The sequence below is a fragment of the Candidatus Enterococcus avicola genome (assembly GCF_047470845.1).
Classification (GTDB): domain Bacteria; phylum Bacillota; class Bacilli; order Lactobacillales; family Enterococcaceae; genus Enterococcus_D; species Enterococcus_D casseliflavus.
On sequence record NZ_JBLGTY010000042.1, the window covers coordinates 1 to 11,661 of the forward strand.

16 protein-coding genes, 1 tRNA gene and 1 pseudogene are annotated in these 11,661 nt (G+C 37.4%); 10 read left to right on the forward strand and 8 right to left on the reverse strand.

The features are described from left to right. Positions 1–485 precede the first annotated feature (485 nt). Positions 486–1,106: a hypothetical protein gene (locus ACI3E5_RS17190; RefSeq protein ID WP_325845670.1), complete on the forward strand. Its 621-nt coding sequence runs from the start codon at positions 486–488 to the stop codon at positions 1,104–1,106. A gap of 174 nt (positions 1,107–1,280) precedes the next feature. On the opposite strand, the gene ACI3E5_RS17195 is transcribed toward ACI3E5_RS17190, so the two are convergent. From ACI3E5_RS17195 to ACI3E5_RS17210, 4 genes are all read right to left on the reverse strand, one after another. Then, positions 1,281–3,083, reverse strand: coding sequence for a glycerophosphoryl diester phosphodiesterase membrane domain-containing protein (locus ACI3E5_RS17195; RefSeq protein ID WP_325845669.1), 1,803 nt, complete (start codon positions 3,081–3,083; stop codon positions 1,281–1,283). Positions 3,084–3,255: 172 nt separating this feature from the next. Further along, the gene (locus tag ACI3E5_RS17200) at positions 3,256–3,855 is read right to left on the reverse strand and encodes a TVP38/TMEM64 family protein (protein ID WP_005229140.1); all 600 of its coding nucleotides are present in this window, start codon (positions 3,853–3,855) and stop codon (positions 3,256–3,258) included. Between the two features lie 188 nt (positions 3,856–4,043). Then, the gene (locus tag ACI3E5_RS17205) at positions 4,044–4,514 is read right to left on the reverse strand and encodes a threonine/serine exporter family protein (RefSeq protein ID WP_016608602.1); all 471 of its coding nucleotides are present in this window, start codon (positions 4,512–4,514) and stop codon (positions 4,044–4,046) included. Further along, on the reverse strand, positions 4,511–5,269 hold the full coding sequence (locus ACI3E5_RS17210; RefSeq protein ID WP_010749694.1) for a threonine/serine exporter family protein: 759 nt from the start codon (positions 5,267–5,269) through the stop codon (positions 4,511–4,513). The genes ACI3E5_RS17205 and ACI3E5_RS17210 overlap by 4 nt, the downstream gene beginning before the upstream one ends. Before the next feature lie 278 nt (positions 5,270–5,547). Between ACI3E5_RS17210 and ACI3E5_RS17215 the strand changes: the two genes are divergently transcribed. Further along, complete coding sequence (locus ACI3E5_RS17215; RefSeq protein ID WP_010749693.1) at positions 5,548–6,114, forward strand: TetR/AcrR family transcriptional regulator; 567 nt, start codon at positions 5,548–5,550, stop codon at positions 6,112–6,114. An 84-nt stretch (positions 6,115–6,198) separates the two neighbouring features. Then, positions 6,199–6,286: transfer RNA gene (locus ACI3E5_RS17220), tRNA-Ser, on the forward strand. A 142-nt stretch (positions 6,287–6,428) separates the two neighbouring features. On the opposite strand, the gene ACI3E5_RS17225 is transcribed toward ACI3E5_RS17220, so the two are convergent. The 4 genes from ACI3E5_RS17225 to ACI3E5_RS17240 all read right to left on the reverse strand — a co-directional run bounded on the left by ACI3E5_RS17225 (position 6,429) and on the right by ACI3E5_RS17240 (position 9,396). Continuing rightward, complete coding sequence (locus tag ACI3E5_RS17225; protein ID WP_498822131.1) at positions 6,429–7,562, reverse strand: tyrosine-type recombinase/integrase; 1,134 nt, start codon at positions 7,560–7,562, stop codon at positions 6,429–6,431. 107 nt (positions 7,563–7,669) lie between these two features. Further along, the gene (locus ACI3E5_RS17230) at positions 7,670–8,380 is read right to left on the reverse strand and encodes an Ltp family lipoprotein (RefSeq protein WP_144316750.1); all 711 of its coding nucleotides are present in this window, start codon (positions 8,378–8,380) and stop codon (positions 7,670–7,672) included. A gap of 93 nt (positions 8,381–8,473) precedes the next feature. Further along, complete coding sequence (locus ACI3E5_RS17235; RefSeq protein WP_142964689.1) at positions 8,474–8,950, reverse strand: ImmA/IrrE family metallo-endopeptidase; 477 nt, start codon at positions 8,948–8,950, stop codon at positions 8,474–8,476. 8 nt (positions 8,951–8,958) lie between these two features. Continuing rightward, a complete protein-coding gene (locus ACI3E5_RS17240; RefSeq protein WP_270267263.1) occupies positions 8,959–9,396 on the reverse strand; it encodes a helix-turn-helix domain-containing protein in 438 nt (145 codons plus the stop codon). A 149-nt stretch (positions 9,397–9,545) separates the two neighbouring features. Between ACI3E5_RS17240 and ACI3E5_RS17245 the strand changes: the two genes are divergently transcribed. The 7 genes and pseudogenes from ACI3E5_RS17245 to ACI3E5_RS17275 all read left to right on the forward strand — a co-directional run. Further along, the gene (locus tag ACI3E5_RS17245; RefSeq protein WP_142964690.1) at positions 9,546–9,809 is read left to right on the forward strand and encodes a helix-turn-helix transcriptional regulator; all 264 of its coding nucleotides are present in this window, start codon (positions 9,546–9,548) and stop codon (positions 9,807–9,809) included. Positions 9,810–9,824: 15 nt separating this feature from the next. Next, positions 9,825–10,151, forward strand: a complete 327-nt coding sequence (locus ACI3E5_RS17250) for a DUF771 domain-containing protein (RefSeq protein ID WP_041120560.1) — start codon at positions 9,825–9,827, stop codon at positions 10,149–10,151. 13 nt (positions 10,152–10,164) lie between these two features. Beyond that, the gene (locus tag ACI3E5_RS17255; RefSeq protein ID WP_179190645.1) at positions 10,165–10,302 is read left to right on the forward strand and encodes a hypothetical protein; all 138 of its coding nucleotides are present in this window, start codon (positions 10,165–10,167) and stop codon (positions 10,300–10,302) included. A 4-nt stretch (positions 10,303–10,306) separates the two neighbouring features. Continuing rightward, a complete protein-coding gene (locus ACI3E5_RS17260; protein WP_087627986.1) occupies positions 10,307–10,561 on the forward strand; it encodes a hypothetical protein in 255 nt (84 codons plus the stop codon). After that, a complete protein-coding gene (locus ACI3E5_RS17265; protein ID WP_498822132.1) occupies positions 10,554–10,847 on the forward strand; it encodes a hypothetical protein in 294 nt (97 codons plus the stop codon). The genes ACI3E5_RS17260 and ACI3E5_RS17265 overlap by 8 nt, the downstream gene beginning before the upstream one ends. 18 nt (positions 10,848–10,865) lie before the next feature. Next, complete coding sequence (locus tag ACI3E5_RS17270) at positions 10,866–11,087, forward strand: hypothetical protein (protein WP_087627984.1); 222 nt, start codon at positions 10,866–10,868, stop codon at positions 11,085–11,087. A gap of 168 nt (positions 11,088–11,255) precedes the next feature. Continuing rightward, positions 11,256–11,661 (forward strand): annotated as a pseudogene (locus ACI3E5_RS17275) (rolling circle replication-associated protein); the annotation flags it as partial.

Consider the following 11,661-nt stretch of genomic DNA (forward strand, 5'->3'; position numbering starts at 1 on the left):
TGATATTTCCTCCAGTGTGTTTTCTTATATTTTACACACCTTATCTTTTCTGTCTAGTTAAGTGTAGCCTATTCATACTATAATCTTACTATAATCGCAAAGAAAGTAACCGGTGCAGTCAAAGTTGTGAGATCAAACGATTAGACTTTCAAGAATGCGCCTTCGGTATTTTAAAGACACCTTAGCATAAAAAATCGTGAGGTAAGTAGGACCAGTCTTCCTTAAGTGTTAAATTACTTTTTATTCCTTTTTTTCTCGTTTCGTTTTAACTCTTTAAGTTTTTTTGAAATTTCCGCATTTGATTGAAATTGATTCAGTGGCGAACTAACTTCGCGTGGGTGTTTCTTTTTTTTTAAGATCTTAAGTAGTTTAGCAAGCATAAAAATAACGACCTTTCTTTATTTATATACTATTTATTTTAACTCAAAAATGGGTAAAAATAAATACGTAAGCGCTTACTATAAATATTAAAGGGGGAACTATTCATGAAAAAGTTGTTTGCCAGTTTAGTATTTTGTTGTTTGATGCTTGTTATTTTCCCAACTGTTTCTAATGCAGATGAGGTTGTTAAGACAGTAAATTTTGGAGAGGTTAGTGTTGAGGCAATTGTAGATAGTGATTTATCTATTGACTTTGATGTAGATATTACCGAAATACCAACAATAACTCCTAAAAATATCTTGAATCCAAGCGAAGAAACGAAAACATTTAAGGCTGATTTCTCTATCCCGTTGTCTGATGCTTCACGAGCGAGTAATAGCGGAAGCACTACACAACAAGGAATAACAGCATATCTTACTGTAACATATGATTTTAGATCATCGGATTCTGTTAAATTATCTAGGGTGAATGGTTCATGGTCAAGAAGTTCAACATTGTATGTGTTGAGTAATCGTCAAGTCGTTGCCCAAGTAGCATCGGTATTATCAGGTCCTAGCAAGACATGGTATCCAACTTCTAATACGTTTTCTTACGATACAGGATTTGGTTACTCTCAATACTACCCATCAGGGGTAGTGAGCTTTACAGGGGGAAGAAGTTTTGTCACCGTGTATATAAGTGGGATGGGTGGCTCTGCAACGGTTCAATTAAATGTTCAAATTTAGGTGAACTGGGCACGTGACATTTATTCTCCAACTCACCATAATCCGTATTTACACAAGGATCCCGTCATTCAAGCAAATGACGGGATCCTTGGATTTCTCAATTGTTCTAGCTGAAATGGCTCTTTAAGTCCTTATAGATCAAAAAGATCTTTTGACCGCAATTTTAGAAGGAGATCAGCCAACGCCGATCACAAAATTCAATAGTTTGTCTGAATAAGTCATATCTTCTTCCGTTACACTCAACTCTTCATTTAAGATCCCCATCTGGTCAGTAATGATCCCGTCCACCCCGTAAAAACGCATCCGGCTGATAGTATCCGCATCATTGGGGGTCCAAACGAACACTTCCTTGCCATCGGTTCGGGCAGAAGCGATGAAGTTGCGGTTGATCGTACTGTATTCCATCGTCAGAAAATCAGCACTGGTCAGTGGTGGCCCCACGACATTGAAGGGCATGATGTATCCTGCAATCAATTGAGGCGCCTGCGCCTTTAATTCCTCAACAACTGTATAGGAGAGACTTTGCATAATATGACCATTTGCAAGGAGGTCCTCTTGATATCTTGCTAAAAAGGCATTTACAAGTTCCGTGGTATCTTTTCGCTGCGTTTTGATCTCCACCAGCAGTTTTTGGTCCAATTGGTTGGCAAGTGCCAAGTACTCATCAAAGGTTGGAATACGCGCTGTCTGGTTGTTTTCCGAAACTGTCAGTGATTCGGCGTAACTCAAAGGCAATTGCTCTGGTTTGCCCTGACCACCTGTCAACGGACGGTAAGAAAAATCATGATAGACAATAAAATGACCATCACTGGTTTGCTGGACGTCCATTTCAACATAATCTGGGTGGTACTTCTCGCTAGTAAAGCGTAGTGCTTCAAGAGAATTTTGGACCCCTTGTCCGTCGCTGACCCCTCGATGGGAGATCGTTACCGGATGGATCGAAGCAGCTGAAGTCAGATAGTTCATATTATATAGACTAACACCGACACCGAAAAGCACCGTTACCAAGGTAAACAACGAACTTTTTAGACCTAAGAAATGACGCTGGTTCAATGGCTCTTGGTGGAACCATGAAGGAATCTCTGGTAAAAAGCCTTCATCATCCATGAAATCAACGATGATGTAAAAAATGGCTACCGTCGATAAAATGACATTCAGTAACAAGATAAATTGCAAGAAAGTCATAATAAAAACAGCACTATACAACGCATAGTCCGGTGTAACAACTTCAATCACCGCCTGAATGGTAATCAGCAAAGTGAAGCCCAGTGTCGAAATCAACAAGATGCTGCCACCGATAAAGACAAATTGTCCAACGATGGCAAAAAAACGGCGTTTTGTTACTTGGAGGCTTTCTTTGATCGCTTTTCGAAAGGGCAGATCACGTAATATCATTTCTGGCAAGGCAAAGATCACGCGAATCCCCAAGTAAATCAACAAAACATAAACCAACAGCACTGCCCCGATGATCAAGACACGGTTGGCAAAAATGAAATCCATGATAAATGCGGGAATTTTGATTTTTGCGAGTAAATCAGAATTAAAACTCAACCCACCGATCGGTAAAATCAGTAAGAAGTAAAACAGGAAAAATAAAAAGGTCATCGGCCGTAATTTACGCAACTGCAAAACAGTCATCCGTAACAATTGCCGCAAGCTGATCGGCTGTTTCTTTTTAATAAAATAGACACTTAGCAGCAAAAAAGTAAACTCAAAAAAGACGGCTAATAAAATCAAAAGTAAAATCAGTGTTAATGAGAGCAGCACGACTGGGTGGTCGGTAAAGATACTGCCAATATTATCAAAAGAAAGGTAAGGCAAGCCCCCACGTTTTAAGACGAACTTGGTGGAAGCCGATAAGATTGGGATCACTAAGAACAACAAAGCACCGTGCATCAGTAACACATCACGGAAGTAGGCATTGCTGTCTTTCAAAAAATCCCAAGTGTTGACTAAGCTGTTTTTTAAATAATTCATGGTCGTCATCCTAACAAAAGTAAGTATTTTGGTTCCTATTTATTCTAAAAAGGCGGAAAAAAAGAGTCGAACAGTTTCAGAAGCACATTCGCCACAGGTATAGATCCCTGTATGAAAAGCAGCTCCTTCATGTTCGGCTCAATGAATTGATCGTTTTTCTTACCTATTTTTCTTATCCGCCTAACAAACCAGTTAAGAATGTTCCACCATAAATCAAAGCCATGCTGTACAAGAAAATTGAAGCAGGTTTTGCCAACAAAATAATCAACGTAAATTTCTTCACTGTCATGTTGGTCAAGCCAGCCATTAGACAAAGGGCATCATCTGGGGCGACTGGTAGAAAGATTGCAAGGGCGAAAAGTTTTTCAAATCGGCTTTGGTTATCTAACCAGCCAATATATTTATCGTAAGTTTTGTCACTGATCATACTTAAAATGAATGGTTTACCGTATCGTCGGCCTAGCAGGAAAATAATGACAGAACCAATACTGATTCCTACATAGTTATAAACGAATCCTAGATAAGGACCGAAAATCAAGACACCTGCAGCGCTGGAGACACCACCGGGAATGATCGGGATCACTACTTGCAAGATCTGCAAAAGGATAAAGACGATTGGTCCTAAGATAACGGAATTTCCAACTAGACCTCGCAGTGCATTAATGTCTTTGAAAACACCTAGATTGATAAAATAGATCGTTAATGCGATAGATAAACCTAAGCCAATAATAGAAATCGTATTAATGATACGACGAGAAGTTGCTATGCTCACAGGACTTCATCTCCTTTATGTTTCATAATCCCACTATACGGGGTGAGACCAGAAAAATCCAGTAAAACAAATGACAAACGTCAAACAGTTTTGTAAGGTATGCCTTTATTATAAAAGAAGTCCGAAAAGAAAACATTGTACTAAAGTCTGAAATAAGAAAAATTTATAGTTTCTGCGCACCAATAGTTTCAGGAGATTTTTTTATCTGAGGGATGTTTTTTCGTTCGCTTCATTTGCCAACGATTAACGATCTTTTCAACCACACTTGTCATCATGAAGCCTCCAGCGATCGCCCCAGCGGTGATGACAACGATCATCAGATTTTCAAAGCCGACAAAGTTGTCGCCCAAAGCGAATTCTCGAACGGCTTTGTAGGCAGGACCACCTGGTACGAGAGGAACGAGGCTAGGAATGTTAAAAATGATCATGGGCATTTTTTTTCTGCGGGAAAAAAAGATGCTGACGCAACCGACGGCAAATGCGGCTAAGAAGTTGGCGCTGCCTAGACCGTAGCCAATCGTTTTCAATGACCAATAGATCATCCAGCCAACCGTTCCAGCAATGCCTGTTGCAACTAAGGCTCTTTTAGGAATATTGGTCAAGATACCAAAGGTCACGGTGCTTAAAAAGCTAAAGGAAAGGTGAATAAAAATCGTCATGAGATCCCTCCAAATAAGGTGAAGACCGTGGCGATGCCAACACCGATCGCGGCAGCTGTGAAAATAGCTTCAGTTCCCCGAGCAGTCCCACTGATGAGATGGCCTGCCAAAATATCCCGAAAGGAATTGGTGATCGCTACACCAGGAACTAAGGGCATGACGGCACCGATAATCAAATTATCGACGTTTTGTGCGACATGAAGAGAGACCGCTAGAAGAGACAAAGTACCGATCAGTAAAGAGGCGCAAAACATATCCAAAAAGCGGATATCGATGACTTTTTTGACCCAATAGGCGCATAAAAATCCCAGACAGCCAATGACAAACGTTGCTAGAAAATCAAACCAAGCACCGCCGAAAATAATCATTAAAGTACTGCTGACCACGCCCGCACTAAACACCTGCAGCCAATAAGGAAAACTTGGTGTCGTTGGATTGACCTTTTTTAATGCCTCGTGCAGTTCCACTAACGAAATTTTTTTTTCAGCATAGGCACGGGACAATCCGTTGACGGCAACAATTTTTTCGAGATTGATGACTCGATCATGAACATTTTCTACTTGTGCATAGTGGCTACTGCGTAAGCCCATAAAAAGTCCAGTTGCTGTTACATAACTAATGCTGCCTTGCTCCCCGGCATTTGCTGCAATTCGATTCATTGTATCTTCCACTCGATAGACTTCCGAGCCGTTTTCCATCATGATTTTTCCTGCCAACAAACAGGTCTCCAATAATAGCTCTTTTGATTCAGCCATTTCCAAACTCCTTTTTCAATCGAATTTGCGCACTACATTCTTAGTGTACAATTTCAGCGAGTTTTCAACAAGGAAGAAAAGTAGATTTGAAAAATAACTAGCAGCCAATGCGTAGGATTTTTTGTGATACATGAAAGGAGAAGCACTTCTCTTAATTAGTAAACATTCGTTTTTAATGAACAAAGTGAATAGAAATAAGATAACGGATGGAGTGTTTTATTTTAAAAAAATGAATATCTCGGTTACAATTAAATAAATATAAAAAGGGGGATTTATTGATGCGAAGGAAGGTCTATACAAGAGAACACATTTTGAAGGCCGCTTATGAACTGATCAATAGAGAAGGTTTTGGCAATTTTACGGCCCGGAATATCGCGAAGCACATGGGAATTTCTACTCAACCGATTTATCTTGAGTTCGAAAATATGCAGGACTTAAAAAATACCTTGGTGGAGGCTGTTTTCAAAGATTTATCGGAAAATGTTTTTCCAGTTGTTCGAACAGGAGACAAACTTGTTGATTTAGGCCTGAATTATATACGCTTCGCTCAAGAGCAGCACAATCTCTACATCGCCCTTTTTATCGACGACTATGGCGGTGGGAAATTGATGCATGATTTTTCATCGACCTATTTCAAATCCTTGATCAAATCAGAAGAAAAATATGCGGATCTTTCAGAAGATGCGGTAAATGCACTACATAATGGCGCATGGATCGTTGTGACTGGTTTGGCTTCCTTAATGTCGGCGGGTATCATCACACCCACCGATGACCAGATCATCAAAATCATCAACGAGACCATTGAAGGCGTAATCGAAAAGAAAGATAGCTACATCTTCGATTAAAGAACAAAAAATCTGCATCCCATTACTTATTGGGTGCAGATTTTTCTTGACATTTTTAATAAAACTAGCGAAAATAACTGTTATGGAGAGTTGGCAGAGTGGTAATGCAGCGGACTCGAAATCCGCCGACCCGGTTCATCCCGGCGCGCAGGTTCAAATCCTGTACTCTCCTTATGAAGAAACCAGAAGAACCCTTGACTATATAAGGAATGCTTATATATCAAGGGTTCTTGCATTTTTTTAAATATAAGAAAGTGGGAGAAAACTAGAGAAAATAGAATGATTTTGCACCAATTTTGCACGAGATTATGAATTCATGCAAATAGCTCACCCATTGTCGTGCTAACGATTTGAGACTCTTTTTGTTCCATTTCATCAAGAATATGCTGATAAATACCTAATGTCGTTTCAATTTTTTTATGGCCCAAACGTCTGGAAACGTATTTTAGATTAACACCTTGATAGATAAGTATTGATGCATGTGTATGTCGAAGTCCATGAAAGTTTATCGGTTGATCTATTCCAATTTTCTTTTGATGTTTCTTCAACGTTTTGTTTACTGCAGAGTTTGATATCAACTCCATATCGTCATTTAGGAAAACTAGATTTTTCTCATTCTTTAGTATCCTACCAAAATAATATTCACGTTGATGTTTCTTTAATTGTTTTAAAAGGTCAAGAGTGAAGTCGTCAACAGTAATAAGGCGCATTGATTGGTAATTCTTTGTATTTGAAAAGTCTTGTTTGTATACATAGTCCCATGTTTTCTCAACTCTAACAGTTTTATCTTCAAAATCTATACAGTTCCAAGTCAATCCAAGTATCTCCGCATAGCGCATCCCTGTAGCAATACCTAAAAGAATCATATATCTAGATACGTAGGTTGGCTTGATGCCATCAATCAAAGAATTTGTGAGTTTTTTGGTTTCATTGTAGCTTAGGAATTTATCTCTATCTGATTTATCTGAAATACCACCACGAGATGAAACCTTATAAGTAGGGTCTTTTAAAATAATTCCTTCTTGCAGTGCATCCTGGATGGCTGCTTTCATATAGATGTGAATTTTAGAGACAGTGGAGGATCGTCTTGTTTTAGCAAATTCATTCAACTTCTGCTGATAAATTTTCCTATTCAAATCTTTAAGTTTTATTCCTTTGAAATTTGCTTCCGCAAATTTTATAGACTTTTCTATATCAGCATCATTTGCTTTTGAAAATTTGCCTTTTCTATAAACTTCATACCATTCTCGAAAATAGACAGGAAATTCTTGATCAGCATCAGAAATTTTAAACCCTTCAGTTAGTTTTTTTTCAATAGCAGCTGCAGCTAAATGAGCTTCTTTTTTTGTAGCGAATTTCCCTTTAGTTTTTGTTTTGTATTTACCATCAGTATCCTTATAAGAAACACGATACTGCCAACCATTATCTTTCTTTTGAATACTAGCCATATTGATTCAACTCCTTAGTTTTGCTACAATAGGCATGACTAAATAAGCCTTACGTTTATTTGGGTCCAGCACGTCCTCGACCGCCAAGAAGAGGGACGTGTTTTTTATTAATTTAAATTATTAACAGCGTAATCAGCCTCTTCTTGTGTGAACTGACCTCCGTATTCAGAAACTAATTGATCTCTAATTCCTTCAGGGGACATTGACATGCTTTCTTGATAACTCTTTGCTTGTTCCAATGCATTAGCATTCCAATCAGCTTTAATGTTATCAATAGCGTATTGCGCTTCTTCAGCTGTAAATTGACCGCCATTTTCAGAAATTAGTTGGTCATAAATTCCTTGTTTAGACAGATGCATCGAATCTGAATAAGATTCAGCTTGTGCCAGTGCGTTAGCATTCCAGTCAGCTTGGATATTATCAATTGCATACTGCGCAGCATCAGGTTGAAATTGACCACCATACTCGGATACTAGCTGATCATAGATTCCTTGTTTGGACATGTGCATTGTATCTGAATATGATTTCGCTTGATTCAGTGCAGATTTAAATTCGCTAGAAACATTATCTTCTGGCTTAGACTCTTTTTCAACAACTGTAGATGAACTTTCTTCTTTAATTGATGAACTCGTCGATTTATCTGCAACAGAAGAGCTATTTGAAGATTTTTCGGCAGCAGAATCATTATTACCACCAGATAAACCGTTACCCACTATTGCTATAAAGATAATAGCTAGTACCCAAAACCAAACCCTTTTGTAAAATGGTTTCTTAACCTTGTACATTTTACCATCTTCGCCTCTAACTCTTTTTGCCATTTTTCTTTCCTCATTTCTTTGATATAATATATTTGTACAGTCTCAGAAATGAGCAGATCTTTTGGGAGCGGGAACTTCCAAAAGATTTTTTGTTTATCCAAAAATTTTAATAGGTTCCACGAATATAAACTCATTGTCGAATGTAAATTTATAGTTGCGATGATAATGGTATTTACCGTATTTATTGAAATAGTGAATGAGAGTATCTTCAAAAAATTCGGGAGTTACGTTCAGGTGTTCGCTGCATTCATAAATGTTGTTGCATCCATTCAAAGCACAGTCTAAGAGATCATCAAGTGTGATCAGAATTTCAATACCATATCTTCTAGCTTTCCATTCTTCTTTCCAAGCCTCGGGATCTTTATAATTAAGAATATTTCCAATAGTTCTTTTATGGTGACCAAATTCTTCAGCCAAAACAACCTTCTTTTTTCTACTTGATTTATTTTTATCTAAGTAGATCCGATTGTTTCTATAAAGACCTGTATATCCAGTATCCTGCTCTAAAGGTAATTCTATAACTGGAATTTCAGTCGTAACCTTGTTTAAAAGATTTTCAAAATCATCCATCTGCAACCCTACTTATCATCAAATTTTTTATCTGCTTCATCTAAATATCGATTTAGATCTTCAAATTCTTTCTTAGATAACTTCCTATTAGGATCGTCAGAGTGAGCTGCGATTGTGAATAATTCTTTCTTCTGTTCTTTGAGTTCATTTTGAGCAAAATCATATACTCTTTTTTGGCGATCCATATTCAACTGGCTGTAAATAGAATCTATTGAAGACTTGCTTTCTTTGTAAGTAGTGTCAATATCACTTTTCATAATCCCAAAATAATCAGCGATTTTTTGAATAACTCCATGAGATGGATTAGAGCGCAAATTCATATAGTCACTCATAGTTGATGGAGAAATCCCAATTTCTTTAGCTAACTGTTTTTGGGTTATATTATTTTTTCTAATAAAACTTTTTATATTTGCTGCAATAATGATATTCCTTTGTTTATCATCCATGTTTTCACCTCTTTATATTTCATATTATACGAAAAAATCGAATCAAAGTAAATATATAAGTACGAAAATTACGAATTTATTTGTTGACAATACGAAAAAATCGTATTATATTTGACTCATCAAATACAGAACTATGAGGAGGAAGTTGAATGAAGACCCTAAAAGAGTTGCGAGTGATGCATAGTTTGACTCAGGAAGAGCTAGCAGAACTTTTTGATGTTACTTCAAGAACTATTCAAAATATGGAAAAAGACTCTTCCAAAATAAAAGATAGTTTGCTTAGGAAATATATTGATGCTTTCGGTGTCAAGTATGATGAAATTTTTTTAGGCAATGAATACGAAAATTTCGTACACGAGCAAGACAAAAAGAAATCAATCATTTTGACCTTCAAAAGCAAACAAAGAAATTAGGGAGGGAGAAACACTATGTCTCAAACCATTGAAATCAATACACCGATTCAAATCTTAATACCTTCACATTTAAAAGTTGTGGAAATTGAAGAATATGAATCATTAAAGAAAAAAGATTTGATGGGTCAAACATGGACAATGGATGATCTTAAGGAACGGCTGCAAACTACTGACGAAGATTGGATAAAGGAAAAAATCCTTTATCCAAACAGAGAAATACTAGATGTCAGGAACGGCGGTTTTGTTCGTTACTCAAAAGGTAAAGGGAATCCTTGGAAATTCAATGCTTTAGAAATGGCGAAGTATTTGCAAGAAAACTGGGCAAATATTATGTCAGATTGAAAGGAGTGATTTTGTGAATAAGAAATGGTTAGCTACGCTCCATGACAATCCATTGTATAAAGCACGTCAATTACAAGGGATTGCTTATGCCAGCTTATTGTTAAACGGTATTTTGTTAGCTATTTGTTTCCTATTAATGATTGGAGGGTAACTAGATGTTTAAAGAAAGAGAAATTATTTTCACTACTAATCGAATGTATGTTAAGCCATACACTCAAAAAATTAAGTCGATTATCTGGAATAAGTTTGAATCGACATGTGAAGTAGAGGATCGTTCATTTGATAGTGATGAGACACCAACGATCGCGTTATATTTTGTTGTTTCAGATGACCAGTTTCAAAAGTTACAAATGGCCATCCCTAAGTTGCTACCGGATTTAGTAAGTAAAGGAGGAATTCAATATGAATAATGACAAGTTAGCACTGACATTAGGCGATAAGTTGATGGCAAAAGTTAACAGTTTGCTAGATGCAGAAGTTCGAACAATCACTGCCGATTTACAGGATACTCAAAAGGACATTGAAGCAAAACGCACGATTTCAATAAAGGTTGGAATCAAAGTTACTAGTGATCATCGAGGAATTACCATCGATGCAGAATCAAATCATGGATTACCGAAACGAGAATTGGAACCAGTTGTTTATCCAATTGATGTCAATAATTCTGGACAGATAAATTTGTTCGAAGATGAGTGAAAGCTGTAGGTGATGTAGATGTTATCAAAGGCGATCGATTACTTGGAAAAAATGCCTGCAATTGTTATGCAGGTTCGTATGAGGAAACGTGGAGAGAATTATGTATACAGTATTGAAGCGAAAACTGAGCGAGGTAGAGTAGAAACATTTCAGTTGCGTGGAAGGACGTTGTATCACCATGTTTTTCATCTTGGAAAACAAACCGAAGAAAAGGTTCTTTTCCAGTTTTCAGAACAATAAAAAAAGCCGCCAAAACTGGCGACTTCTGAGAATGGTATTTCTTATCTCCGACAAGATAAGTATACCATCCTCAGACTATTTTTGCAAAAAACGCTGCTATTTCGGCGTTTTATCGTCCTTGTATTAGATACTAACTTAACGGACGTAGAAAAATCTGGGGTGTTTGTCATGAAGAAATCATTTGTTAGAGAACGCAGAGTGGAAGCAGGACCATATAAAGAAATCCGATTGTATAGTAGGACGATCGAGCAGGAACGAAAATGTAGAGAACCCAGAGGTAGGAGGAAAAAAGTTACTGGCTTATCTCAAGCAAGATGGAATCAAGCCCAAAGTAAAAGAAAGGCTGCATTGTTTCTATATGCAAATTTTGGAGAGAAAGATTACTATGCAACATTCACTTATTCCGATCAGTTTCTACCTGAAAAGCCTGCTGATGCAAAGCGTGATCAAGAAAACACTTTGAAAAAACTTAAAAGACTCTATGAGAAAGAAAGGTTCGAACTCAAGTACATGTGGTTTACCTCTTATCAATACGATGAGGAAGTAGGCTATATCACTCGAATCCATCACCATA